The sequence below is a fragment of the Eximiradius sp. genome (assembly GCA_937127445.1).
Classification (GTDB): Bacteria; Bacteroidota; Ignavibacteria; order Kapaibacteriales; family UBA2268; genus JAKIZO01.
The window spans coordinates 1-26,552 of record CAKZLY010000027.1 but is presented as its reverse complement, the minus strand read 5'-3'; the positions used below and the strand labels follow the sequence as shown (position 1 = coordinate 26,552).

Here is a 26,552-nt window from a genome sequence, read left to right as displayed (position 1 = left end):
ACCATTAGGACAATTTTTTACACAATTATTTGATAAATAATTTTTTTAATATATATTTGCATAATGATATTTTGAGAAATGATATACGGAGTTCAAATGCGAAAACCTTTCATTTTAGTAGTAGATGATAACAAAATTACCACAAAATTACTTAGACGTTATCTTGAAGCAAATGGCTACGAAGCAAAAGAAGCATACGATGGCGTCGATTGCCTGGAAAAGGTTGAGGAACGCAAACCTGATGCAATTGTTCTTGACGTTATGATGCCCAGGATGGATGGATATGAAACTGCTCGTCGTTTAAAAGAACAAGAACATACAAAAGACATTCCTGTAGTCATTGTTACTGCTTTAAATGATGTTCAGAACCAACTAAAAGCCATAGAATCAGGTGCAGATGATTTTCTCAGCAAACCTATAGAAGAAAAATTGCTTATTGCAAAAGTTAAGCTTCTATCGTCCTATTATATGGCTAATGCAAAGGCGAAAGCACTCGAAACCATTGCCAAACAAAATTTAAATGGTGTAAATTTAGAGGAATTGCTTAATCAACATGGGATTGATTTTTAATGAGAAAGAATATTAATACTTTTTTATTTTTTCTTGCAACTTTAGTATTAATTGCGGGTTGTAGTGCAGTAAAGCAACTATCTGATGCTTTGGAAAATCTTAGGCGTGTTCAATTCAAAATAGCTGGTGTTACTAATTTTCGTGTTGCGGGCATAGACGTTTCTAATAAGAAAAAAATATCTGACTTTTCTGTCTCCGAAGCATTAAAATTAACTAATGCATTTTCATCAAAAAAAATAGTCTCGGATTTTATTTTAAATGTTGATGCAAGAAATCCAAATGATGGAAGTACTCAGAAAAGCTCGAATTCTACTGCTTTAATTACTAATTTCGATTGGAGATTGCTAATAGATGATACCCCAACGGTTAATGGAAATATCGCCTCACCAGTTAGTGTTCCAGGTAAAGGTCAAACCGTTGTCATTCCACTTTCAGTAAATTTAGATTTATATGAATTTTTCGGTAATGCGGGTTATGATAGAGTAATCAATCTGGTGTTAGCAATTGCTGGTGAAGGTGGTTCCTCTCGTATTAAACTTGATGCAAAACCAATCATTCGCATTGGTAATTTCCCGATAACTTATCCTGGGCGAATTACAATTGTAGATTATGAATTTCGCGATTAGTATGTTTAATACCTTAGGAGTTAATTTAAATATTTAATGGAGTTATCTTTTGCTTTTATCTTACTTATTACTGCTTTCTTTGTTTCTTATCTAAGGGGATTAATACGCTTAATTAATCAAAATGTTATTGACGAAATAATTCAAGAATCTCCAGAAAAAAAAACAAAAATAATTGATTTTTGGAATAATTACGACAAATTTGATGATTCATTAATCATTTTCAAATTTTCTATTTATATTATTTTTTCTATCTTAATTGGTCATTATCTTTCCTTTGCATTATTTGATATAGTTGAAAAAATCATTGTATCAGTCGCTTTACTCTTTTGTATAATATTTTTTGATTACCTTTTTTATTACTTTGGAAAAAAAACAAATCTAAAAACATTTGTTTCATATTTAACAATTATTAATTTTTTTTCAATTCTCGTTTTTCTATTGTATTTAATTAAGAAAAAACTCTCCACTTCAATTAAGGGTCAAGCAACGACTGAAGAAGAAAGCTGGCTTGAAATCGAGGATGCTGTCGAATCTGCCCGTGACGAAGGTTCTTTGGACGATGGAGAATACAGAATACTGAAAAATATTATCAAATTTAATGAAATACTTGTTTCAGATGTCATGACACCTCGCACTGTTGTTTTCAGTTGCAATGCAAATAATACAATAGAACAAACTGTTTTCTTGCCAGAAATTCGTATGTATTCTCGTTTTCCTGTGTGGGAAGGAGAAACCATTGATGATGGTGTGATTGGCTATGTTATGAGTCGTGATATTCTCTATGCTGCTTTGAAAGGTGAAATGCATCTAACGCTTAAAAATTTTATCAGAGAGGTTTATTATATTCCAGAAAATGCTCCTCTTGATTCAGCTTTAGATTTGTTTCTTGAACGCAAACAACATTTATTTATCGTTGTAGATGAATATGGTGGTATCGAGGGTTTAATTACGATGGAAGATGTATTGGAGACAATTCTTGGCACTGAAATTGTTGATGAAGCCGATAAAGTTGTTGATATGCGTCAACTTGCAAAACAAAAGAGAGACAAACGAATCTCAGCTTTTCCAGAAACCAATAACTAAACTATATTTTTTCCACTCTTTTAATTTCTGAAATATTATTGAGTATCAAACGCTCAATTCCTGCTCGTAACGTCATCATAGAAAGTGGGCAATCTGCACAATTACCCAATAATTTTAATACAAGCACGCCATTGTCTTCCTCGAAATCAACAAATTCAACTCCACCACCATCAATTGCTAAATAAGGGCGTGCTTTGTTCAATAATTCTTCGACTCTATGAATTAATTCAGTTTTAGACATTATATCTCAATTTCAATCGATTTATTTAAATTTTCATAGTTATGTTTTCTCAATTCTTTGATTAGTTCTAATGTAGTTTCTTTTATTGTTCTTGCCTGATTTGGATATTTTTCAGTTAATCCAACGGGTTCACCGCCATCATTTGCTTCTCTCATTTCTACATCGAGCGGAATTTGCCCTAATAGCGGGACATTTTCTTCGTAAGCAATAATTTTGCCCCCATCTTTGCCAAAAATATAATACTTTTTATCAGGCATATCAGGAGGAACAAAGTAGCTCATATTTTCGACGATTCCTAAAATATCTACATTAACTTTTCTGAACATAGCGATACTTCTACGAACATCAGCAAGTGCAATTTCTTGTGGCGTTGTAACAATAACAGCACCATTGAGCGGCACTTTTTGCACCAGGGTTAGCTGAATATCACCGGTTCCAGGAGGCAGGTCGAATACAAGCATGTCGAGCTCGCCCCACTCAATTTGTTCAAATAGCAACGAAAAGTAACTTGCAAGCATCGGACCTCGTACAATTGCTGCTTCGTTTCTATTTAATACAAATCCCATCGAAGCTATAAACAGATTGTTATCACGTTTTATTGGAATTGCAACTGTGTTTCCATGACTGTCTGTTATCGCTTCTAATTTTGCTTCTTTCAAGCCGAACATTGTTGGTTGGCTTGGCCCATAAACATCAGCATCAAGCAATCCAACTTTTAAACCCATTTTTGATAGAGCCGCTGCAATATTACCTGCAATTGCTGATTTGCCAACTCCTCCTTTCCCGGAGGCAACAGCAATAATATGCTTCACTTCTTTCAAGAATTGTCTGTTTGTTCTGTCTAAACAAACTTCGTTGAAGATAATTTCGATTTTTTCAGACAAGCCGGCGGCACACAATGTTTCTTTTATTTGTTGATCTATTATATCCGCAACATGTATTATAGGGCCAACTAATTCAACAGTGATAACAACTCTGCCTTCCGACAATTCGATGTGCTTTATTGCATCTAATGCACTCAATGATAAAGACAAATGAGGGTCTTCAACTTTTCCAATAATTTGGTTGATTTGTTCAATGTCCATTTTTATTTCCTATTATTTGGGCAAAAGTAATATTTTAGATAATCCATTTTCATTGTAATGACTCTCAATTACCTGAACAACGTCATCAATTGTTATTTGATCGATACGTTGTATTATATCATTTAAAGTTTCAATTTTACTTGAAACAATTTGATTTTTTACAAGATTCTGCATTCGTGCAGAAACACTTTCGAATTCCAGAATTTTTGCAGTTTTTAATTGTTCCTTAGCTCTGGAAAATTCCGTTTTTTTAACTTTATTATTTTTAAGTTCGAGTAATTCTTTATAAATAGATTCTTCTGCTTTTTCAATTTTTGATTTGTCTGTTGCAATGTAATGATAGACTGAACCACAATCAGAATATAAATTCAGCTGAGAAAAAACAGAATAAGCAAGTCCTTGCTTTTCTCGAAGATTTTGATAAAGTCTTGATGAAAGCCCATCTCCAAAAATAATATTCAGAAGCGATAATGTGTATTTGTCTGGGTGGTTGGCTCCAAAAATCTGTTTGCCAAAAATTAAATGCGCTTGCTGTATTGGCTTATTAATGACTTTATCTTGGATAATTGGGTTTGGTGATACTCTTTTGACTTTTTCACAGTAATTACATTTATCTTCGAAATACATCTTTACAATTTCTAATACTTTCTCGTTGGGGATATTACCTGAAACAGCAATTACAATGTTTTGTGGCTGATAAAAACTTTGATGAAATGCTTTCAAATCTTCCGTTGTTATCCTGTTGAGAGAATTAATTGTTCCGTCAATGCTCAATCCAATAGGATTATTGGGAAAAATTACTTCATCTGCGACATCAAATATATGTTCTTCCGGGTCATCATCGTATGACTTTATTTCTTCAATAATAATTTGACGCTCTTTGTCTATCTCAGTTTTTATGAAAATTGGATGTAGGATTATATCAGCTAAAATATCAAAACATTTATTAAAGTGAAATTTTGTTGCTCTTACATAGAATAATGTGAGTTCTTTTGTGGTATATGCATTAGAATATGCACCAACAGAATCCAATTGAATTGCAATCTGGCGAGAAGTTCTATTCTCTGTTCGTCTATAAACAGAATGCTCCAAAAAATGAGCAAGTCCATTCTTACCACTCCAATCGTCTCTCGAACCAACTCCAATTCCAATTCCAAGTGAAAATGATTCAAGATAAGGAATTTCGTCGGTAATAACAGTAATCCCATTATCCAATCTCGTAATCTTGGGAGATAATCTTATTTGGCTATTGTTGTTATTCGATTTGTATATTTTATTTTTGTTTTTCATATTTATTTAGTACTATTTATCAAAATTAGCAAAATTAAGCGAAATAAAAAAAGAATGCATCAATTAGATAAAAATTGGATATTTATTAATATTTTCTGAACCGAAATAGTAATTTACTTTTCTATTCATATAAAAAAGGTTTTCAGTAGATGAAAACCTTTTTTATAAAAGCCTAAATAAAACATACAAGAATTACTTAACCTTCAAAGCTTCTGCTCCACCAACAATTTCAAGCATTTCCTTAGTTATAGATGCCTGGCGTTCTTTATTGTACTGAAGTTCTAACATACGAATTAAATCGTTTGCGTTGCTTGTAGCATTATCCATTGCCATCATTCGTGCTGCTTGTTCAGCTGCGTTAGATTCGAGCAATGCTTTCCAAAGGCGAGCATCTATTAATTTGGGTACCAATACATCTAAAATTTGTTCTTTTGACGGTTCAAAAATATAATCAAGCGATTTAATCTCTGTTTGTTCAGAAGCTGGTTCGATTGGGAGCAGTTGCTTAACACGTGGAACTTGCTTTAGAATATTGATGAATTCATTGTAAAACAAGTAAATTTTATCAACCTCGTTGTTCAAGTATAAACTTATCAACGAACCTACAATTTGCTGGACATCATCAAAACGTAATTTGTTAAAAATATCTGAGAATTCGGTTATGCTGTCCATTTTCGACCGTCTAACAAAAGAAACAGCCTTTTTCCCAACAGGGACAAAGCGGAAATGTGCATTTGGATATTGCTTTGTTAAATCTTCAATGTGAACGTTCAATGATTTGAATAAATTTGTATTAAAACTTCCGCAAAGTCCTCTATCTGAGCCTATCAACACAATGGCAATGTTTTTTATTTCAGTTTTTGTTTCTATAAAAGGATTAGAATAATCGTCAGAAATTAAAATTAAATTTGATACAGTGTCTTCAAGTTTAGAAAAATAAGGACGAGCATTTTCAATAGCATTTTGTGCGCGGCGCATCTTAACTGCCGAAACCATCTTCATAGCAGAAGTAATTTTAGCAATATTGCGAACCGCCCCAATTCTACGGCGAATATCTCTCAAAGTAGCCATAAATAATCCTTTTGATTACAAATAAATATCTTCGGATAATAAGTAATTTTGAACATAGTCAGCAACAGCATCTTCTAATTTTGTGAACTGATAGCTTGGTAAGTATTCTAATAATTTACTGATGTCAGCTACTGTATAATATTGGTACTGATTTTTAAGGTTGTCAGGCATATCAATATATTCAATTATTGGATGACGTCCCATCGCAGAAAAAACTGCTTTTATCAGGGTGTTCCACGAATTTGCCCTTCCAGTTCCTAAATTGAAAATGCCGTTTATTTTCTTATTGACAAGAGTTTTATAGATAATATCAACACAGTCTTTTACATAAACGAAATCTCGTTTTTGTTCCCCATTAGCAAATTCTTGTTTATACGACTTGAAAAGCTTCACTCTACCCGTGTAGGAAATTTGGTTAAAAGACTTGAAGACCATACTTGCCATATTTCCTTTGTGGTATTCGTTTGGTCCGAATACATTAAAGAACTTAAATCCAACGCAATTAGTATCGAGATTGTTTTCTATTATCCACAAATCAAAAATATGTTTAGAAAAGCCGTAACAATTTAATGGTTTAAGATCATAAAAAATATTATCAGAATAACCCTTCGAACCATCTCCATAAGTGGCTGCTGATGAAGCGTATATGAAGCGAATATCATTTTCGAAAGCGATGCTCGCAAGATGCCGTGAAAACTGATAATTATTTTTCAGCAGATAGTTTGCATCTTTTTCTGTAGTATCTGAACACGCACCTAAATGTATTATTGCTTCGATATCATCAACACTATTATTTTCGAGGTAATCGAATAATTCATTTTTATCAACGTATGTATGAAAAATCTTACCGCGAAGATTTTTCCATTTATCTTCTTTCGATAGATTGTCTACAATAATAATATCTTTTATGCCTTCATCATTGAGCTTTCTCAGAAGGCAAGAGCCAATAAACCCTGCTCCACCTGTTAATAGTATCATTTCAATGATTGCTTAAATTTATCAATAAATTCAGTAATAGCAGATTTCAAATTATTTGAAATATTTTCTGTTAATTCTTTTTTCGTCTTAATATCGTTTAAAATATTAGGGTATTTTGTGTCCATAAACTCGTAAAATTCTTTTTCCAGACGTTTTAGAGAAGATACTGGCAAATCATCAAGAAAACCAGCAGTAGCAACAAATATCAAGGCAATTTGCTTTTCTACTGGCAATGGGTTAAATTGTGGTTGCTTCAAAATTTCAGTAAGTCGAGCACCGCGTGTTAGTTTTGCCTGAGTTTCTTTGTCCAAATCCGAGCCAAATCGAGCAAAAGCTTCGAGCTCACGAAACATAGCAAGTTCCACTTTCAATGGACCTGCAATTTTCTTCATAGCTTTATTTTGTGCATTACCACCAACGCGTGATACAGAAATACCAATATTCAATGCAGGACGAATACCGGCATTAAACAACCCTGGTTCAAGATATATCTGACCGTCAGTGATAGAAATTACGTTTGTTGGGATATATGCAGAAACGTCATTAGCTTGTGTTTCTATTACAGGTAGTGCTGTAAGAGAACCCCAGCCATAATCCTGATTATATTTAGCGGCACGTTCCAGCAAGCGGCTATGTAGATAGAAAATATCTCCGGGATAAGCTTCACGACCTGGCGGACGTCTTAGCAGCAATGATACTTGTCTATAAGCAGCTGCTTGCTTACTTAAATCATCGTATATAATTAGTGCGTGCATACCGTTATCGCGGAAATATTCGCCCATCGAGCACCCACAGTAAGGTGCAATAAATTGCATCGGTGCAGGATCCGAAGCATTGGCAGCAACTACAATTGTATAATCCATTGCTCCATATTCTTGCAAAGTTGCTACAACATTAGCTACCGTTGATGCTTTTTGCCCGATAGCAACATATATACAATAAACTGGTTGAATTCCTAACGAAGCTGCTTCTTCTGTATGAGTGTATTTTTGATTAATAATTGTATCCAGAGCAATTGTTGTTTTACCTGTTTGACGGTCGCCGATGATTAACTCACGTTGACCACGCCCAATTGGAATAAGCGCGTCGATTGCCTTAATACCAGTTTGCAATGGCTCTTTTACCGGTTGACGCGAAATAACTCCCGGCGCTTTCCTTTCAATCGGGAGATACTGCTTTACTTGAATTTCTCCTTTACCATCTATTGGCATACCCAATGGATTGACAACTCGTCCTAAAAGCTCTTTCCCAACAGGTACAGATGCAATACGTCCTGTTCTTTTTACTATATCACCTTCTTTTACCTTACTGTCGTCACCGAACAGCATAACACCTACATTATCTTCTTCCAGGTTGAGTACCATTCCCATTACACCATTAGGGAATTCAACTAATTCCGAGGACATTACTTTGTTCAAACCATAAATGCGGGCAACTCCGTCGCCCACCTGAAGAACTGTCCCTACTTCGTATAGGTCGACTTCATTTTCAAAGCCAGCAAGTTGCCGTCTCAATATTGCTGAAATTTCTTCTGGTCTAACTTCTACTACCATAAAAACTTACCTATATATTTGTTATTAATTCTCTGAAATTAATTTTTGATGTAATTTATTCAACATTGTTGAAATAGAAGCATCATAGATGACATCTTCTACTTTTATTTTAATACCACCTTTAAGTGATTTATCTATAATGTAGTTACTAATTATTTTCAAATTTAATTTTTGAGAGATATTTCCTTCGATTTTCTTTTTTATTTCATCATTCAATTCATTTGCAGTATGAATATCAATTTCAACTAATCCTTGTTCTTTATAATAAATCTTTTTAAATCGCTTGATTATATCAGGAATTAACACTTCTCTTCTTTTATCAGCGAGCAAAACTAAAAAATTCAATACGATTTCGCTAACTTTATTAGAAAATATCTCTTTGAAAATTTTAACTTTATGATGTGTTTTAATAATTGGACTTTTAATTAAATTTCGCAAATCTTGCGAAGATAAAATTATTGCTTCAACTTTATTTAAGTCGTTGAAAGCGGTATCCACAAGATTTAATGGCTTTGCTGCATCAAGTAAAGCACGTGCATATCTTATTGCAATACGTTCAGTATTCATAATAAATCTCAGTTTTTATTCATTTTTTGAATATAATTCTCAATAATTTTATAGTCTTTTTCAGTATCAATTTTTTCTTCTAATATTTTTTCTGTGGCTAATACTACTAAATTAGCAACTTCTTTTCTGAGTTCAGAAATTGCTTCATTTTTGCTACGATTTATTTCACGTTGTGCTTCTTCGATTTTTTGGTTCTTGATTTTATCAGCTTCTTCTAATGCTCGCTTAATATGCAATTCGGATTGTTGACGTGCGTTAACAAGCATTTGAGCAATTTCGTTTTGTGTGGCATTAAGTTTTTCTTCACGCAAACGAACAAGCTCTTCAGCTTTTTTCTCTTTTTCAGCTGCTTCATCCAGAGCTTTTTGAATTTTTTCTTCTCTTGCTTTTAAAGCATTGCTGATTGGTTTAGCACCAAACTTAATTAAAATAAACAAGAAAATTCCAAAATTTACAAGCGACCAAAAAATCAGTCCTGGCTTTATACTTAATAGAGCATCCATAATCAAACCTTTTTATATTATATTTTATTTTCACTACAATAATTTTCATTTGATATTAGGAACTTTCGTAGGGACATAAATATGCCCCCACGAAAAAAATAATTTGTAAATAAGACAAATTATTGTCCTAAGTATTATTATCAAATTATTTAAGCACAACAAGCAGCAAACAGATAATTGCAGCAAAGAATGCAATACCTTCGATAAGAGCAGCTGCAATTATCATACTTGTTCTAATGTCCCCTGCTGCTTCTGGTTGGCGACCACTTGCTTCCATTGCTGCTGCAGCCAATTTACCAATACCGCTTGCGGCACCAAAAACAGTAAAACCAGCTCCAATTCCTGCTGCTAAGTATGCAAATGCTTGTGCTAATTCCATTATAATCTCCAAAAAAGTTGATAAAAATACTTTATTTAAATATCTTTATAATAAATTAATGCGTTTCGTGAGCCTCATTGTGTCCGTGTTCGCCTATTGCCAATCCAACAAATATTGCTGTTAGCATTGTGAAAATATAAGCCTGCAAAAAAGCAACCAATAATTCAAGGAAATAGATAAAAATTGAAAATCCAACTATTGCTGGCGCAAGCAAAATGTTTCCGAAAAAGAATAACAATCCGAGCAAGGAAAACAATACAATATGCCCCGCACTCATATTAGCAAAAAGACGGATGGTAAGAGCAAAAGGCTTTATGAACAATCCTACGAATTCAATTGGTATCATAATAGGCCATAAATACCAGGGAGCACCGCCTGTTAAATGCTTGAACCAACTTCCCACTCCTGCTACTTTCATTGCTGTTAAGTTAATTACAAAAAATGCGGTTATTGCAAGCGCAAGAGTTACTGGTATAGCACCTGTTGCAGTATGTCCCCCAGGTATTAACCCAATAAGATTCAATACTAAAATGAAAAAAAATAAACCTAAAAAATACGGTAGTAATTTATCTGCTGTTTTTTGTGACGGGATATTCGGGCGAACTACTTCGTCTCTGATATATGTAACAAATGTTTCTACAACATTTTGAAAACCTTTAGGTGCTTTTGTAGGTTCTTTCTTAAATCTTTTCCCAACTTTAGCGAATACAAAGGTAAGGAAGATAATTGCAATCCACTGAAATACAACTAAATTTGTAATCGATAAGTCTAAAGTAGGTTTCCCTCCATCGCTTGCACGCACTATTTCACCGTGGCCTTTAATTGTGAAGGTACCTTCTTTCAACATTGATGATGGTGAGGAATAAATATGTAACCCATTATCTATTAAAATTACCGGAAGTTCTGAAATTTTGTGAGGACCTATGTAGAATCCCGCGTGATCACCTAATTCATTTAATAAACTTGTAAAAACGTCTTGATTTTCTTCATTATGAGCGGATTGAGACTCAGTGCTATGGCTAACGTGTTCTAATGTGTCTTTTGATGCGATTTCTGAACCGTTCATAAATTCCCTTTATGTTAATTTCAATTCAAGCATTTATTTTTTTATGAATATAATAAATTTCAATAATTTTTAAAATAAAAATTGCAGAAAACAACGATACCAAAAACGAAACAATTTCAAAATTTGTGTATTTTATTATTAGAAAAACACTAATTAAAATGATGATTAACCGAATAGACATAGAAAAAATAATAGTTTTGTAAAAAGCGTTCCACTGCTTTAAAAAAGCTATTTTGATAAAATATATTGCCAAAATAAAATCAATTACTCCAAGCAATATTCCGAATAATACTCCCATTTCGCGCTTATTTGAATTTACACGAGTGTAATAGACGTTATTTTATCTAATATAATTGTTATGAAATTTACTTTTTAGTTATTTCTTTTTTATTTAATTTGTAATTTGATTTCATTTATGTTTCATACTTAATTAATAATACTTATGGAAATTTTAAATGGTATTCGCGTTCTTGATTTAACAAATGTTTTATCTGGACCTTTTGCAACTTTACATCTTGCATTATTAGGTGCAGAAGTCATCAAGATTGAAAACCCTGATGCCGGGGATCTTGCTCGTAAACTTGGTTGTGTGTCGGATTACAACAATAAGCTTCTTGGCACAAGTTTTATCGCTCAAAACGCTAATAAGAAGTCTGTTACACTCAATTTAAAGGAACCAAAAGCAAAAGAAATTTTCTTGAAATTAGTTAAAACAGCTGATGTTGTTGTCGAAAACTTTCGACCCGGAGTTATGGACAGACTAGGAATAGGTTACAAGAAACTTGCTGAAATTAATCCACGAATAATTTACCTTGCCATTTCTGGATTTGGACAAACTGGTCCCGATGCGTTCAAACCAGCTTACGACCAGATTATTCAAGGATTAAGCGGTGTGATGGCAATCAATGGCACGCCAGAACTTAATCCATTACGCTGTGGTTTCCCGGTTTGCGACACAATTGGGGGAATAAATGGAGCTTTTGCTGTAATGGCTGCTCTTTTCCATCGTGAACGAACAGGGGAGGGGCAATTTATCGATGTTGCTTTGCTTGATTCTGTTATGCCATTTATGGGTTGGGTCGTTGCTAATCTGATGCTTGGCGGGCAACATCCACAGCTGCTCGGTAATGACAATTTTACTGCCGCTCCTTCTGGTACTTTTAAAACGAAAGATGGTTATATTAATATTGCTGCAAATAAACAAGAACAATGGCATGCAGTTGCCGACATTCTTGGTGCCCCAGAATTAAAAGAAGACCCAAGATTTAAGGAACGCGATGCACGAAAGGCGAATCGTTTCGAACTTACTCCACTTCTGGAAGAAAAATTGCAGCAAAATACTACTTCATATTGGGTTGAGAAACTAAATGATGCAGGTGTGCCATCAGGTGAGATCTTGAAATTAGATGAAGCGGTCAGCCAGCCGCAAATTGAACATAGAAACACTTTTGCAGAAGTTGAACTCCAAGGAATTGGCAAAGTGAAGCTTTTCAATTTAACTGCCAAGTTTGAAAAAACTCCAGGATTGGTCAAAACACCACCTCCGACTCTATCACAGCATACTTACGAAATTTTGCAAAGCGTTGGATATTCAAAAGAAGAAATAGATGAATTTAAAGCACAGGGCATTGTTTAATTACAAATATTTTTTAAAATTATTTGGTTATAATAAAAAATCTGTTTATTTTTGAAATCTAAAATGTGCTCGGATGGCGGAACAGGTAGACGCACAGGACTTAAAATCCTGTGGGCGAATAGCCCGTGAGGGTTCGAGTCCCTCTCCGAGCACTTTTTCATTTTAATGTTTTATTCAATTTATTGTTTTAAGTATTTTTTTCGCAGTTAATTCCTTTAAATCATTATGAAATTCCAATTATTTATGTTAATTTTGAATACATTTTGACTATTTTTTGGAGAAAATTATGAATAGAGCGTTTAATTTTAGTGCAGGTCCAGCTGTTCTTCCTTATGAAGTTTTGCAAGAAGCTAGTCAAGCCGCTTTAGACTTTAACGGTTTAGGTATGTCAATTATGGAAATGAGTCATCGTTCGAAGGAATATGATGCTGTGATTAAAGAAGCGCAAGCGGATTGTTTGAAAATTATGAGTTTGTCAGAAGAAGAATATAGCGTTCTCTTCCTTGGCGGTGGGGCAAGTTTGCAGTTCTATATGGTTCCTGCCAACTTTTTGATCAACAAATCTAATTATGTACTCACTGGTGTGTGGGCGAAAAAAGCTGCAAAAGAAGCTAAGTTTGTTGGCAATACAAACATTATCGCTAGCTCAGAAGATAAAAATTTCAACTATATTCCTAAAAATATACAAGTTGAACAAGATGCTGACTACATACATATAACTACCAACAACACTATTTACGGTACTGAATATAAAGAAAATCATATCCCAAATGCTGGCAATGTGCCTCTTGTTGCTGATATGTCGTCAGATTTGTTTGCCCTAAAACGTGACTTTTCGAAATATCATTTAATTTATGCTGGTGCACAAAAAAATATCGGTCCAGCTGGTGTTACATTAGTGGTTATCAAAAAATCTTGGCTCGAAAAAGGAAGAAAAGAACTTCCAACTATGATTAATTATGAAACTCATGTTAAAGAAGCTTCTATGTTCAATACTCCTCCTTGCTTCCCTGTTTATGTTGTCGGTCGCACATTCAAATGGATTTTGAAACAAGGACTTGAAGCAATCGAAGAGAATAACTATAAAAAAGCTAATCTTTTATATGATTTTATGGATGCAAACAACAACTTCTATAAGCCGACTGTTTCAGATAAAGAAGATCGTTCTTTGATGAATGTTACATTCAATCTCAATACTCCTGAATTAGAAGCAAAATTTATCGAAGAGGCTAAAAAACGCCATAATATGACAAACTTGAAGGGTCACAGAAGCGTCGGTGGAGTTCGTGCTTCGATTTACAATGCTTGCCCAATCGAATGGGTTGAAGCATTAGTGCGTTTTATGGAAGAATTTATGAAAGAGAATAAATAACACTTGTAATTTCTAAAATATTAATCGGGTTCGGTTGTATATTTCTAACTGAACCCGATTTAATTTAATTGTGTGAGGAGAAAATGAATTTTGTAGCAATCGTTGGACGCCCCAATGTTGGCAAATCTACACTTTTCAATCGCCTTGTGGGACAAAGGCAAGCGATTGTTGAAGATACTCCCGGAGTTACTCGAGATAGAATTTACGGCTATTCCGAGTGGAATGGCAAAAGATTTATGCTTGTCGATACTGGTGGCTTTATCCCTGGAAGCGAAGATATTATGGAACGTTCTGTTCGTGAACAAGCAATGATTGCTATCGACGAAGCTGATGTGATTTTGTTTGTTTGCGATGGTCGAGATGGTGTAACCTCCTTTGACATGGATATCGCAAATATTTTGAGAAGTTCCGATAAGCCAGTTGTTCTTATTGTTAATAAATGCGATAATTCTATTCAAATGGCTAATAGCTACGAATTTTACTCGCTTGGCTTAGGCGAACCTTATGCTATTTCTGCGTTAAGTGGTTTCAATACAGGTGATTTTCTTGACATAGTTGCAGAAAACTTGAAGGAAGCAGATATCGAAGAAACAGATAGTCGCCTTAAAATCGCTTTGGTAGGCCGACCTAATGTTGGAAAATCAAGTCTTTCTAATGCTTTACTCGGAAAAGATCGAAGTATTGTAACCGATATCCCCGGTACAACAAGAGATTCAATTGATTCCGTTGTTAAATATTATGGCGAAGAAATTGTTCTGGTCGATACTGCTGGACTTCGAAAAAAAACTCACATTAATGAAAATGTTGAAATGTACAGTACTATGCGTACTTTGCGTGCTATCGAACGTTGTGATATCGGAGTTGTTCTAATTGATGCTACTCGCGGATTGGAAGATCAGGACAAAAAAATTATAAATCTTGTTAATGATGCTCGAAAGGGTATTATTATTGCAGTAAATAAATGGGATCTTATCGAAAAAGACTATAAAACTGCTGATGAATTTACTAACATTATCAGAAAGGAATTACGAACTTTCGACTTTGTCCCAATTGTATATATTTCTGCTCTTACCAAACAAAGAATTACTAAAATTATTGAAATTGCCAAAGAAATTGATTTACGTCGAAAAACTCGAATTAAAACTTCTGAACTTAATGCTATATTGCTGCCATTCTTTGAAAAAACTCCTCCACCAGCCGTAAAAGGACTTGATTTGAGAATTAACTACGTTACACAAGTCGGCACCGAACCACCTGTTTTTGCATTTTTCTTAAACCATCCGCATTTATTACCAGATAGTTATAAACGTTTTATGGAACGAATACTTCGCGAAAACTTCAATTTTGATGGAACTCCTATCTCTTTTGTTTTTCGTAGAAAGAATGTGCCTTATGAGGAATTACACTAAATATGTTACAAGTTAATAATCTCTCAATTCAATTCAACGGAAATTATTTATTTGATAATATTTCTTTTATTATTCGACCCAATGATAAAATTGGATTAATTGGTCGCAATGGCACCGGTAAATCTACTTTGTTCAAAATTATTGCTGGATTACAAGAACCAGAAAAAGGGACTGTTTCTAAACCTAATGACTATCGAATTGGATATCTGCCGCAAGAAATGGATATTCATTCTTCAATGTCAGTTTTCGAAGAAACAAAGTCTGCTCTAAACGAAATCCAAGAATTAGAAAAATTAGTTGATTTTCTTACTCTCCAAATTTCAGATTATTCGGACCATCAATCCGTTGAATATTTAAAAAAAATTGAAATGCTATCTGCTGCTAATGAACGGCTAAAAATTCTCGGTGCCTTTTCCATTGATGCTGAAATCGAGAAAGTTCTTCTCGGTTTGGGTTTCTCTCAATTCGATATGCAAAAACCCGTCTCTTCGTTCAGTGGTGGCTGGCAAATGCGAGTTGAACTCGCGAAAATTCTACTGACAAAGCCTAATTGCATCCTTTTAGACGAACCTACAAACCATCTCGATATCGATTCTGTACAATGGCTCGAAGAGTTTTTGTCGAGTTACTACGGTGCGATTGTTATTATTTCTCACGATAAATCATTTTTAGATAATATCACTAATAGAACTTTTGAACTTTCTCGCGGGAAATTGGCCGATTTAGAATTAAAATTTTCAGATTTTATCGAGACAAGGAAAAAACAAAGGGAAGAGCTAATTGCCGCTGCAAAAGCCCAACAAAAACAAATTGCTGAAACTGAACGTTTTATTGAGCGCTTCCGTTCCAAAGCTACTCTTGCTTCTCGCGTGCAATCGAAAATCAAAGCACTCGAAAAAATTGACATTATCGAAATTGAAGATGAAGATAATGCAACTTTGAATATTAGATTTCCCGAACCGCCTCGCCCGTCTCGTCTTATTGTTGAAACTAAAAATCTTACCAAAAAATATGATGATAAAATTGTATTCGAAAATGTAAATTTTGTTCTTGAACGTGGCGAGAAAGTTGCTTTCGTTGGTAGAAATGGCGAAGGCAAAACTACTTTTTCTAAAATAATTGCAAATACAGAAGATTATGATGGTGAATTGATTTTTGGTAATAATCTCTATATTGGATATTACTCTCAACATCGTTCGCTGATGCTTGATGAAAATGCCACTGTGTTCGAAATTATTGATAATGCTGCTACTGGCGATATGCGCACCAAGGTTAGAGGCTTGCTCGGCGCTTTTCTTTTCAGTGGTGATTCAGTTTATAAAAAAGTCAAAGTTTTATCCGGTGGCGAAAAGTCTCGTCTCGCTCTTGCAAAACTTCTTCTTGAACCAATTAATTTTCTTATTTTAGATGAACCGACCAATCATCTTGACATATTTGCCAAAGATATTCTTAAAAATGCTTTGATGAGCTTTTCTGGTAGCCTCATTATCGTTTCACACGACAGAGATTTCCTCAAAGATTTAACTCAAAAGACATATCATTTTGCAAATAAATCAATCAAAGAATATCTTGGAACAATCGATGATTATTTGCATAAAATTAAAATCGATAATTTAAAAGAAATCGAGAGAAAAACTCCTAATTATCAAAACTCGTCAAGCTCTCAAAGCCAAACCCAATTAGATAGAATTAGAAAAAAAGAAATTCAACGCCAAGAAAACAAACTCAAAAAACTTATCGCAGATTGCGAAACTCAAATTAGTGCGCTGGAAGAGCAAATTGCCGAAATTGAACAACTTTTTGCGGATCCTGATTTCTTTTCAAACAAAGAACTATCTATCGAAAAGCGTAACCAATACAACTATCTTCGCCAGCAACTCAACCAAAAATATGCTGAATGGGAGAATTTAGAAAATAAATTAATTAGCTTTTAGCATATTAGCATATAAGCAATTGGAAATAATTTTTTGATAAAATTTATTGTTTGATTGTTATTATGGGCTATTAGTATAAAGAACATTAAATCTTAACATAGGTGAGAGAAAGAACTATCTTATTATAGCAAACTCACAATACAAAGAGAAGCGAAATAAATAGAAGGGTTATTAAAGAGTTTGAACGAGATATTCCAGTAGAACTGTTTGCAACATACTTCATCAAAGAACAGTTGAAAAAAGATAATTACTGATTACTGTAAAATTTATAAAATTAATAAAACTATAAAAAACCTGTAAAAATATTTATAGCATATAGATATTTCTATAATTATTGAAATTATAAACTATTCAAAATTTTGACTATGTTTTTTGCTATATGCAATAAAAATAAATATTATTTTATCGGAATTATACAATATATTTTTTTCAAAAAAAATATATTAAATTTATAATTTGTATGATTGTAATTGGTAATTGTTTAATTAATTAGAGTCAATATATGGACGACCCTGGCAGTATAAGAGAACTGACCGTAGAAGTTGATTTGGAAGGGGATAGATTGGCTTCAAGTATTAAACAATATCCCTTATCCCAGTCTGCTTGTTAGAGTGTTCTTTACTCCAGCCATTTCTAATCACACCATTTCAAACTAACTTGCTTTAACTCAAATCTGGTAGTTTTCTTTATCATATAAAATTTGAGTTAGATTTCAAATTTTATATGATGAGTTGTTCATATTATGCCTCAAAAAAGGAGGTTCATATGGTTAATTTTATCAAACCAAAAAAACTTTTCATTAACCATAATAATGGTAATGCAAAATTTGATGACATATTAATGCATAAGGTGTCATTAATGGACGAAGAAACACTTTTCTCTTTTTTTAGCAGCAATCCTTTAGGTTTATCAAATGAGGAAGCCGAAAAACGTATTGAGAAATACGGATTAAATGAAGTGTCGCATGAAGAAGTTATGACATGGTATAAGCAATTATTCAAGGCATTTTTAAATCCTTTTGTTTATATTTTGTCATTTATTGGAATAATCTCATTTATTCTTGATGTCTTGTTAGCAAATGTAGGTGAAGAAGATTACAAGACAGTTATTATAGTATCTGCTATGATATTGATAAGTGGTTTACTTCGATTTATTCAAGAGTTTCGGAATAACAAGGCTGTTCAGAAACTCAAAAGTATGGTGAAAACCACAGCCACTGTGATTAGAAAATATGATAATAAGAAAGAAATTGAATTCAAACAATTAGTTCCTGGAGATATTATTTTACTATCAGCAGGAAATATGCTTCCAGCTGATTGTAGGATAATTAAATGTAAAGATTTATTTGTTAGCGAATCAATGCTGACAGGCGAATCGATGCCAATCGAAAAAAAAGATTTGGCAATGACTTACACAGGTGAATTACAGGTAACTGAGTTAAATAACATCTGTTTTATGGGCACAAATATTCTCACAGGGACAGCAGAAGCTATTGTTATTGCAACAGGTAACAATACGTATTTTGGAAACATTAGCAAAAGTATTGTAGGTAATAATCCACAAACTGCATTTGATAAGGGTATTAACCAAGTTAGTGTGTTATTAATTAAATTTATGCTGTTTATGGTTCCTATTGTTTTTATAGTAAATGGTATCGTAAAACATGACTGGATGGACTCATTGTTATTTGCAGTAGCGGTTGCAGTTGGATCAACTCCAGAAATGCTCCCAATGATAGTTTCAGCCAATCTGGCAAAAGGGGCAGTTAATATGAGTAAATTTAAAGTTATTGTCAAAAGGTTAAATTCGATACAAAATATTGGCGCTATTGACGTACTGTGCACAGACAAAACTGGTACTTTAACTTTGGATAAGGTGGTCCTTGAAAAATATTTAAATGTTCTTGGTGAGGATGATGTTGAAGTTTTAAAATGGGCTTATTTAAATAGTTTTCATCAAACTGGTTTAAGAAATCTGCTTGACATTGCTGTCTTAAACCATACAGAAGTACATAATTTTCTTAAAGTTGAAGAACAATACGAAAATACCTTTTGATTTCCATCGCAAGAGAATGTCTGTCATTGTTAGAAAGAGTAATGATAAACAATTATTGATTTGTAAAGGAGCAGTTGAGGAAATGTTGAATGTCTGTTCTTTTGCTTTCGACCCAGGAGATGACAGAGCTTTGCAAATTGAAACCGATGAGATTATTCTATTTGATGAAAAACTCAGAAATAATATTGTTAGCATTTCAAGGGAATTAAATGAAGATGGATTAAGAGTATTAATAGTAGCTATTAAAGAGTTTGATGTTGATCATGTTGTAAATTACACAACAGATGACGAAAAGATGACGAAACTGATTTAATCTTATTATACTAAGTTATACTATATATTGTTAATTTCTCTATCTTCTGATAATATTTTTTCATCGAACACGGCTTTCTTTATTTTTCCTATATAGTATTATTTTATTTTTTTTATCATTGTTGTGACTCCTGTAACATTTATTAACCTGGAAATAAATGATGGAACTTTAATATGTTTAACAGAGCGAAAACCCAATTTTTCATATAATTTTTTAGCTTTAGGATTTTCATCGATAACATCAAGTTTTATAGAATCCATATTTTTATTCATTGCATATACTTGAAGCTCATGTATGAGTTTTTGACCAATACCGTGACCTCTAAATCCATCTTTTACAACTATACCATTCAATAATAATTGGTTCTTATTATCCTGTTTTCTGTCAAATATCAAATATATGAGCAAAAACTTATAACTACCTTTTACTACACCGAAATAATTAACGAAGTCGTGATACTTTAGATTGATAAGAGGTACCTTTTTTATTTGAAAACCTGCAATTCCTACAATTTCACCATTTTCAGTTACAGCTGTAATTGCTTGGTTTAAACAAAAATTATCTTTTAATAATGCAATAACTTGCTCTGTATTGCCTAAAATATTGACTAACTTTTTTTTAAACGCTAATGCAAATAATTTTGCAGCGTCCTCTTTATGTTCAGGTTTAATACCTAACCTTATTGAAATGTTCATACTTATTGAATTATATATTATTAAATATAATCTATTGATGCAAAGGTTCTACGGATGCCTTTATTGTACTTTACAGCCGGATAGCCTATGGCCAAGAACAACCCCTCTTTGCTTTTATGTTTAATTTTATGTTTAATTCGAAATTCATCAGCTTTTTTCCCATTCTGGATAAATGGATGGATTGCCCCTAACATGCAAGTGCCAAGACCAAGAGATTCAGCTGCAATCATTGCATACGTAGCGGCTATAATAGGATCGGCAGGGTCTGAATAAGGTGAACCATAAAAGTACATCAACAAAGGAGCATCATACGTTATGTAATTTTTTCCTTTATCAAATTCTGAGGTATATACATCAAACAGTGGTGCAATGAAGCCATTAAATAGTTCATATATTGCTTTACCCGAAAAAAGTCGCATTAATAGCAATGCAGGCTTTGAAGTTATTAACCGTAGTCCCTTTAGATAATTCGAAAAATCAGATGTGAAGGCTCTTGTTTTTTCTCTCCCATTAATAATCAATATATGAACATCTGAGGGGGGGATGCCCATTGGAGCAGTTAGAGATGCATTCAATATTTTCTCAATTACTCCGGATTCTATTTCCTTATTAACAAAATTTCTAATACTGCGACGATGCTGTAATAAAGAGAATAATTGCTCATACGTTGCATTGTTCAATTTATGAGGTAATTCAATAATTGCATCTTCATTTACCTTCCTTCCTGCAATTTTAATAGCATTGGTAGGGCAAATAGCCATGCAATGACAGCATCCGTAGCAGCCAAATACAGCCTCAGGGTTAACTTTCACTTTTTTCTTTTCAAGCCTTAAGCTATTGTCTTTACATACTGATATGCACAACCCGCATCCCGTACATTTGTCAGGAGTAATTATAATTTGTGCATTTGCTTTTGTTCTTGATGTTGGGATAGCCATATTAACCTTTTTTTATGTTGTTATTATTTAGTTTGTTGAAAGCTTTAAACCAGTTACAGCAACAATGATTAGAAATAAAAATGCTATGTGCATCAGTGTCACGAGTTTTTTGAAAATAAGAACTCCACATAGTACGGTTCCTATAACCTCTATTCCAGTCCATACCGCATAGGCAGTACCAATAGGGATGTTGCTTAAAGATTTATATGAAAAATAAAAACTTCCAAATGTGCATACCAGAAAGATTATTGCCCACAGTAGGCCTTTATGCTTGTTTAATAACTTCAAGGATAATGCAAATCCTATTTCAAGTAACCCTGCAATAATTAAATAAATCCAGCCCATATTAGTTAGAAGTTTTTACATCTTTATTAATAAATCGTCTGATTCTTAAAAGACAACTCTAAAAACTTATTTATATTAAGATTTTTAAAGTTGAATACAACAAAATTATTAAATATCAATTTAATAACATTTGACTTACATCAAATATTTTATATATTGGCTCTAATTCTGCTTAAGGTTTCAAGCGATATGCCAAGGTAGGATGCAATGATGGTTAATGGGACAGTTTTTATCACTTTATGATGCTTTTGTAATAGATGTAAATATCTTTGCGTAGCATTTAAAGTTTGAAATTCTATAAACCTATTTTCAAGCCATAAAGTGTAATACTCTGTTATCATCAAATCTAATTGCAATAATTTGGGATTATTTTTTTTTGCTTTTTGAAATAAAGTATAATTTGTTTGTAAAACAATAGTATTTGATAAAGCCTGAATAATCTCATTACTTGGAACTTGCAGCGTATAGCTGTTAAAAGCAACCGCTATTTCATTTTCAAATAATAGTTGAGTTGTAATTTCCTTCCCATTAAATAAATGATATTTTCGAACAGTACCTTGTTTAATTAGAAAGCTATTTTGACAAATGCTACCATGTTTTAATAGGTAATCGTTTTTCTTAAATTCACGTATAGTAGAAATATTATCTAACAAATCTAATGTTTCTTTGTCAAGGGATTTTATAAAATTGTCTATTTTGTTAAAATAATCTTTCATTGGTAAACTATATTCTTGCAAACTATTTACAAAACGAAAAATTGTAAACCGCAGTACAAGGTTTTATGTTGTTCTGTTTGGCGTATGCAAAGCAGAACAACATTGGCGGCTATCGTATATTATGCGTAATTTTTTACTGCCATCAATTCTTAAGTAATGGTAAAATATGTTTTCTAATCAGTTCAATTCTGTCCTTGGCTCTTGGTAAAAAACGAGAAGTAATCGAAATTACGATTTTCTTTTTTGAATCCACATAAAGTATATTACCTCCATCACCTATAGCTGCAAAATAATTATTATTCAGGTTGTCAATTATCCACCATAAATAGCCATATGTTAAATTACCACATTTGCTATGAATCTTGGTGCTTTCTTCAATCCATCTTTGAGATATAATCTGTTGATTAGCCCATTTGCCTTTATTCAAATATAATTGTCCAACTTTGGCCAAACCTCTGGTAGTTAATGTCAATCCCCAACCTGCCGTATTTGTTCCGTTTGGGTCAATTATCCATCCATTTACATACTTAATCTTTAAGAAATGACATGTATTCGTCCCTGCTGTTTATTCTAATATTTTTGGGTTTATCAATGTTGAGAGGCTGAAAAAGGTTTTCTGCTGCAAAATCAAGTACTGGTTTTCCCGATGATTTTTCAATTATTCCTGATAATATTTGTAATCCTATCGTTGTGTATTTGAAATCCCCACTTAAAGTTTTACCTCCTAATAAATCCAATGCTGATTGAGTCCAGTCTTCACTTGAATATACTTTAGTATATGGTTCATGTTTGTATTTATATGGAGCGGTCATTGTCAACAAATGCTGAATTGTTACTTTTTGAATTGTCCTTTCTCTTTTCTTAATTTTATAATCAGGGAAAAAATCCAACACATACTGCTCAACACTACGTATTACTCCTTTATCTATGGCTATACCAATTAAAACGGATATTATACTTTTAGTAACCGATGCTATATGAATCGTATCATTCAGATTGTATCCCTGAAAATAACTCTCAAAAATTGTTTCGTTATCGTCTTGAACAACAATTCCTGCTATATTATGATAGTCATTTTCTAGTAATTCAATCAAATTATTAGGAAGCTTTTTCGTCATTTTTCTATTAAATTTTAAGCAAAGTTCTTATTTATCTATAAGCTTTTATGCTCCTGCAAATTGCATCTGACTCTCACTGGTATGAAAAATTCCCGATTGCGAACGATTTCCTATCAATCTGAACAGAGATTAAAACTCGCTAAAAACCCTTTAAGAACACAATGTACCGACAATTTTTTATACCATATACTGGCAATAGTATTTATTTAAATTCTTTTTTACAAAATTCTAAATAATCTTTTTCTATATCATCATATTCAATATTAAACAACTCCCTAAATCGCCTTTTAAAATCTTGTTTATCTACCATATAGAGCTTATTAATTTGCTCAACACCAAACCTATCAAATAACCAGTTTATAAATGTTCCTACTTGTGGATAATACGTCCCTTCAGGTATATAATTACCCTCAAGTAATTCATTAGGTGTTAATATTGAGTTATTTGCAACAAATATCTTCATCCAATCTCGATTCATTGTTCTAATCATCTCACCATTGTTCCCAAAATGTCCACCATAAGAATTCTCTATTGCCACTGCATATCCTTCAATCATCATTCTATTTTTGGGAAGCCCAAATGCATCATAAGTAATAAGATGTACCAATTCATGTAGCCCTAAATATGAATACAGGTTCATATCAGGATAAAAAAAAGGCTTCTCAAAAAAGGTATAATATATCGAGGCATCCTTTGGATTTGCATATCCACCGGTGTTGGTACCAATTAAATCTTTGGCTTCATCCCTATTAAATAAGTAAATTTTAAACTTACTTGTACAATTAATATGTAATCTTTTATTAATAGTATCAATAAATGAATTCTGGTCAATCAAAACAGAATTAATTGTTGTCGAGTCTGGAGATTTTGAAGTTGAGAAATTATTGGGTCGTGTGTAAAGTTCAATATTCTTAAGTGTACTTACAACCCAAGGACCTTTAAGAAAGTCTATGGATTCATCTTTTTCACAACTCAAGAGCAATAAACTAAAAAAAAGTATTATCAAATATTTCATAGATATGCATTTTATATTTTGTTATCCAACATCAAATTATATGTAATTTATCATTATTTATTTTAATTATTGCGTAAAATTTTCTAAAATTTTAAAACAAATAACTTTAGTAAACAAGAGGCACTTGACCTAAATAGAGGTCCAAAGCTCCAATTTTGCACGTCACCCCGCCTGACGCAAAACCCGTGTTAGTGGCTGGCATTCTATTCTGTCGTCTGTTGGTTAGCATAATTGTCAATTCGTTTGTTACGTGCTTTTATGAAGTTCATTACTCCTTTTTTGTAAGTCAAATATTCTTCAACGTCCGCAAATGTTGGTCTTGTTTTGAAATTGTCAAACGGTAAGTAAAACTTAACATTCTCGTTTTCGTCAACAAGGTCGTTGAGTAAGAAAAAGTCAATGTAACCTTTAAAGCTGTCAAACAAGTCGAAGAAGTTTTTATATCTTAAAAAAGTGTCGAAAAGTGGGCTTTGTTGTCCTTCGTAAAAAAGTCTGATACATTCCAAAGTCAAGTCGAACCTATCATCAATTAAGCTGTTTACTCCACGAGCTTGATTGATTGTAAACTTGTTATCTATTTTATTTTTCGGAAAAAGTGTATAAGCACCAATTGTCGAACCAATGTCAAAGAGTTCGTTTACTTCGTTTGGAGTTTGTTTTATCAACCATTGTTTTCTCGTCTGGTTTCTGTACGAGTGAGTTATAGCATCACTTCCCAAATTGAATTCTCCAAGTTTTGACTTGTGATATAAATACGTACCACTTTTTTTGTCGGTTAACTCTAATTTTTCTCCGTTTGGCAATTTCTTACTCCATAACATTTTATGGTAGGAGCGAAGTGTCGGACTTGTGCTGTCCGGGTCGCCACCGTTTGCGTCTGTATAAACGTTAAATGTTATGTCAATTTTCATTTTTCCTGTTTAGTTTCTCTTTACGTGTCTGTCGTTTATGCTTGCCACTAATTATATTTTTATACGCAAAATTAAAAAAAATATTGTTTTTATTGTGTTTTAATTGCGTATAAATACTTAATTTTGTATATTATTATCTATAATTGCGTCGAACTGAATATGAATTATTTAGATAATTTTAAAAAACTTTTAACTATTAAAAGATATAGCTATAGTACTATCAAAGCTTATTCAAATGCTTTGAAAGACTTTTTATCATATTTTCCAGATATGAAAGCTGAGAACATATTAGTCCTATTTTAATTGAAAATTATATTAATTCTTTGGTTCATAAAAAAATATTTCCCAAGCTTATCAAAAGATTCTTGTTGGTGCTATCAAATTATTTTACAATGAATTATTACGTAAAAATTTTAAGCTTAATTATCTTTATCCTGACAGAACCGAAAAGAAATTGCCTATTGTTTTAGATAAATCAGAAATCCTTCTTCTTCTGAATGCTATTGAAAACATCAAACATAAATCTATTATATCTCTATAGTGCAGGTTTACGACTTGGGGAGGTTATTGAACTTAAAGTAAAGGACATAGACTCTAAGCGGATGGTGATCAGAATTACGACCGCTAAAGGTAAAAAAGATCGTTATGTTATGCTTTCCAATAAACTTTTATCCCTTCTTCGTGATTATTATAAAGAATATAGACCGAAAGATTATTTATTTGAAGGGCAAAAAGGTGATAAATACTCAGCTCGTTCAATTCAAGCAATCTTGAAACAAGCACTAAAAAAAGCAAAGGTTACTAAAAAGGCATCGGTTCACACTTTAAGGCATAGTTTTGCTACACACTTACTCGAATCAGGAACAGATATTAGAATAATTCAGCAACTTCTTGGTCACAATTCTATTAAAACTACTCAAATTTATACACAAGTAAGTATCTCAAAAATTACAGAAATTAAAAGTCCGTTGGATTTGTTATAATAAAATAAAAGGATATTAGCCGTAAACTATAACTTGCAATTTGTATTTATTATTTTTCAAAATATATGTAGAAAATAAATATTTTTGATGAAATCTTACT

The 26,552-nt window shown here is 32.8% G+C and carries 28 protein-coding genes and 1 tRNA gene; 11 read left to right on the top strand and 18 right to left on the bottom strand.

Annotated elements, in window-relative coordinates:
• Positions 1–96: 96 nt before the first annotated feature.
• Genes AC6QZF_RS08270 through AC6QZF_RS08260 form a run of 3 tightly spaced genes read left to right on the top strand, consistent with a single transcriptional unit; the run spans position 97 to position 2,279 of the window.
• Positions 97–570 (top strand): response regulator, encoded by a 474-nt coding sequence (locus AC6QZF_RS08270; RefSeq protein WP_499799409.1) that lies wholly within the window; start codon positions 97–99, stop codon positions 568–570.
• The gene (locus AC6QZF_RS08265; protein WP_499799408.1) at positions 570–1,196 is read left to right on the top strand and encodes an LEA/WHy family protein; all 627 of its coding nucleotides are present in this window, start codon (positions 570–572) and stop codon (positions 1,194–1,196) included. Before AC6QZF_RS08270 ends, AC6QZF_RS08265 begins: the two co-directional genes overlap by 1 nt.
• Positions 1,197–1,232: 36 nt before the next feature.
• Positions 1,233–2,279 (top strand): CBS domain-containing protein, encoded by a 1,047-nt coding sequence (locus tag AC6QZF_RS08260; RefSeq protein ID WP_499799407.1) that lies wholly within the window; start codon positions 1,233–1,235, stop codon positions 2,277–2,279.
• A gap of 1 nt (position 2,280) precedes the next feature.
• On the opposite strand, the gene AC6QZF_RS08255 is transcribed toward AC6QZF_RS08260, so the two are convergent.
• From AC6QZF_RS08255 to atpB, 10 genes are all read right to left on the bottom strand, one after another.
• The gene (locus tag AC6QZF_RS08255; protein WP_499799406.1) at positions 2,281–2,520 is read right to left on the bottom strand and encodes a NifU family protein; all 240 of its coding nucleotides are present in this window, start codon (positions 2,518–2,520) and stop codon (positions 2,281–2,283) included.
• Entirely contained in the window at positions 2,520–3,605 is a 1,086-nt protein-coding gene (locus tag AC6QZF_RS08250; RefSeq protein ID WP_499799405.1) for an Mrp/NBP35 family ATP-binding protein, read from the bottom strand. The genes AC6QZF_RS08255 and AC6QZF_RS08250 overlap by 1 nt, the downstream gene beginning before the upstream one ends.
• Positions 3,606–3,617: 12 nt before the next feature.
• Entirely contained in the window at positions 3,618–4,895 is a 1,278-nt protein-coding gene (locus AC6QZF_RS08245) for a M16 family metallopeptidase (protein WP_499799404.1), read from the bottom strand.
• Positions 4,896–5,087: 192 nt separating this feature from the next.
• Complete coding sequence (atpG, locus tag AC6QZF_RS08240; protein ID WP_499799403.1) at positions 5,088–5,966, bottom strand: ATP synthase F1 subunit gamma; 879 nt, start codon at positions 5,964–5,966, stop codon at positions 5,088–5,090.
• Positions 5,967–5,981: 15 nt separating this feature from the next.
• Positions 5,982–6,944 (bottom strand): ADP-glyceromanno-heptose 6-epimerase, encoded by a 963-nt coding sequence (rfaD, locus tag AC6QZF_RS08235; RefSeq protein ID WP_499799402.1) that lies wholly within the window; start codon positions 6,942–6,944, stop codon positions 5,982–5,984.
• Positions 6,941–8,497 (bottom strand): F0F1 ATP synthase subunit alpha, encoded by a 1,557-nt coding sequence (gene atpA, locus AC6QZF_RS08230; RefSeq protein WP_499799401.1) that lies wholly within the window; start codon positions 8,495–8,497, stop codon positions 6,941–6,943. Before atpA ends, rfaD begins: the two co-directional genes overlap by 4 nt.
• Before the next feature lie 24 nt (positions 8,498–8,521).
• Positions 8,522–9,064: an ATP synthase F1 subunit delta gene (gene atpH, locus AC6QZF_RS08225; RefSeq protein WP_499799400.1), complete on the bottom strand. Its 543-nt coding sequence runs from the start codon at positions 9,062–9,064 to the stop codon at positions 8,522–8,524.
• Between the two features lie 8 nt (positions 9,065–9,072).
• Positions 9,073–9,567 (bottom strand): F0F1 ATP synthase subunit B, encoded by a 495-nt coding sequence (atpF, locus tag AC6QZF_RS08220; RefSeq protein WP_499799399.1) that lies wholly within the window; start codon positions 9,565–9,567, stop codon positions 9,073–9,075.
• 145 nt (positions 9,568–9,712) lie between these two features.
• Positions 9,713–9,946: an ATP synthase F0 subunit C gene (atpE, locus tag AC6QZF_RS08215; protein ID WP_491816368.1), complete on the bottom strand. Its 234-nt coding sequence runs from the start codon at positions 9,944–9,946 to the stop codon at positions 9,713–9,715.
• A gap of 55 nt (positions 9,947–10,001) precedes the next feature.
• Complete coding sequence (atpB, locus tag AC6QZF_RS08210) at positions 10,002–11,012, bottom strand: F0F1 ATP synthase subunit A (protein ID WP_499799398.1); 1,011 nt, start codon at positions 11,010–11,012, stop codon at positions 10,002–10,004.
• A gap of 442 nt (positions 11,013–11,454) precedes the next feature.
• Here atpB and AC6QZF_RS08205 point away from each other — a divergent pair, with 442 nt between their 5' ends.
• The 7 genes from AC6QZF_RS08205 to AC6QZF_RS08175 all read left to right on the top strand — a co-directional run bounded on the left by AC6QZF_RS08205 (position 11,455) and on the right by AC6QZF_RS08175 (position 19,731).
• Positions 11,455–12,648: a CaiB/BaiF CoA transferase family protein gene (locus AC6QZF_RS08205; protein ID WP_499799397.1), complete on the top strand. Its 1,194-nt coding sequence runs from the start codon at positions 11,455–11,457 to the stop codon at positions 12,646–12,648.
• A 67-nt stretch (positions 12,649–12,715) separates the two neighbouring features.
• Positions 12,716–12,800 (top strand) — tRNA-Leu (locus AC6QZF_RS08200).
• Positions 12,801–12,934: 134 nt separating this feature from the next.
• A complete protein-coding gene (gene serC, locus AC6QZF_RS08195; RefSeq protein ID WP_499799396.1) occupies positions 12,935–14,020 on the top strand; it encodes a 3-phosphoserine/phosphohydroxythreonine transaminase in 1,086 nt (361 codons plus the stop codon).
• Between the two features lie 83 nt (positions 14,021–14,103).
• Positions 14,104–15,429 carry a ribosome biogenesis GTPase Der gene (gene der / locus AC6QZF_RS08190; RefSeq protein ID WP_499799395.1) on the top strand — a complete coding sequence of 442 codons (1,326 nt, stop codon included), beginning with the start codon at positions 14,104–14,106 and terminating at the stop codon, positions 15,427–15,429.
• A 2-nt stretch (positions 15,430–15,431) separates the two neighbouring features.
• A complete protein-coding gene (locus AC6QZF_RS08185; RefSeq protein WP_499799394.1) occupies positions 15,432–17,363 on the top strand; it encodes an ABC-F family ATP-binding cassette domain-containing protein in 1,932 nt (643 codons plus the stop codon).
• A gap of 765 nt (positions 17,364–18,128) precedes the next feature.
• Positions 18,129–19,418, top strand: a complete 1,290-nt coding sequence (locus AC6QZF_RS08180; RefSeq protein WP_499799393.1) for an HAD-IC family P-type ATPase — start codon at positions 18,129–18,131, stop codon at positions 19,416–19,418.
• A gap of 16 nt (positions 19,419–19,434) precedes the next feature.
• The gene (locus AC6QZF_RS08175; RefSeq protein ID WP_499799392.1) at positions 19,435–19,731 is read left to right on the top strand and encodes a hypothetical protein; all 297 of its coding nucleotides are present in this window, start codon (positions 19,435–19,437) and stop codon (positions 19,729–19,731) included.
• 98 nt (positions 19,732–19,829) lie between these two features.
• On the opposite strand, the gene AC6QZF_RS08170 is transcribed toward AC6QZF_RS08175, so the two are convergent.
• From AC6QZF_RS08170 to AC6QZF_RS08135, 8 genes are all read right to left on the bottom strand, one after another.
• Positions 19,830–20,426 (bottom strand): GNAT family N-acetyltransferase, encoded by a 597-nt coding sequence (locus AC6QZF_RS08170; protein WP_499799391.1) that lies wholly within the window; start codon positions 20,424–20,426, stop codon positions 19,830–19,832.
• A gap of 20 nt (positions 20,427–20,446) precedes the next feature.
• Positions 20,447–21,364: a nitroreductase family protein gene (locus tag AC6QZF_RS08165; RefSeq protein ID WP_499799390.1), complete on the bottom strand. Its 918-nt coding sequence runs from the start codon at positions 21,362–21,364 to the stop codon at positions 20,447–20,449.
• A gap of 27 nt (positions 21,365–21,391) precedes the next feature.
• Entirely contained in the window at positions 21,392–21,709 is a 318-nt protein-coding gene (locus AC6QZF_RS08160) for a DMT family transporter (protein ID WP_499799389.1), read from the bottom strand.
• Positions 21,710–21,858: 149 nt separating this feature from the next.
• On the bottom strand, positions 21,859–22,425 hold the full coding sequence (locus tag AC6QZF_RS08155; protein WP_499799388.1) for a Crp/Fnr family transcriptional regulator: 567 nt from the start codon (positions 22,423–22,425) through the stop codon (positions 21,859–21,861).
• A gap of 142 nt (positions 22,426–22,567) precedes the next feature.
• The gene (locus tag AC6QZF_RS08150) at positions 22,568–22,876 is read right to left on the bottom strand and encodes a hypothetical protein (RefSeq protein WP_499799387.1); all 309 of its coding nucleotides are present in this window, start codon (positions 22,874–22,876) and stop codon (positions 22,568–22,570) included.
• A 76-nt stretch (positions 22,877–22,952) separates the two neighbouring features.
• Complete coding sequence (locus AC6QZF_RS08145) at positions 22,953–23,543, bottom strand: serine hydrolase domain-containing protein (RefSeq protein WP_499799386.1); 591 nt, start codon at positions 23,541–23,543, stop codon at positions 22,953–22,955.
• Positions 23,544–23,745: 202 nt separating this feature from the next.
• Complete coding sequence (locus AC6QZF_RS08140) at positions 23,746–24,525, bottom strand: hypothetical protein (protein ID WP_499799385.1); 780 nt, start codon at positions 24,523–24,525, stop codon at positions 23,746–23,748.
• A gap of 236 nt (positions 24,526–24,761) precedes the next feature.
• The gene (locus AC6QZF_RS08135; RefSeq protein ID WP_499799384.1) at positions 24,762–25,469 is read right to left on the bottom strand and encodes a DUF6994 family protein; all 708 of its coding nucleotides are present in this window, start codon (positions 25,467–25,469) and stop codon (positions 24,762–24,764) included.
• 497 nt (positions 25,470–25,966) lie between these two features.
• On the opposite strand from AC6QZF_RS08135, the gene AC6QZF_RS08130 reads away from it, so the two are divergent.
• Entirely contained in the window at positions 25,967–26,452 is a 486-nt protein-coding gene (locus AC6QZF_RS08130) for a tyrosine-type recombinase/integrase (RefSeq protein WP_499799383.1), read from the top strand.
• Positions 26,453–26,552: the final 100 nt, after the last annotated feature.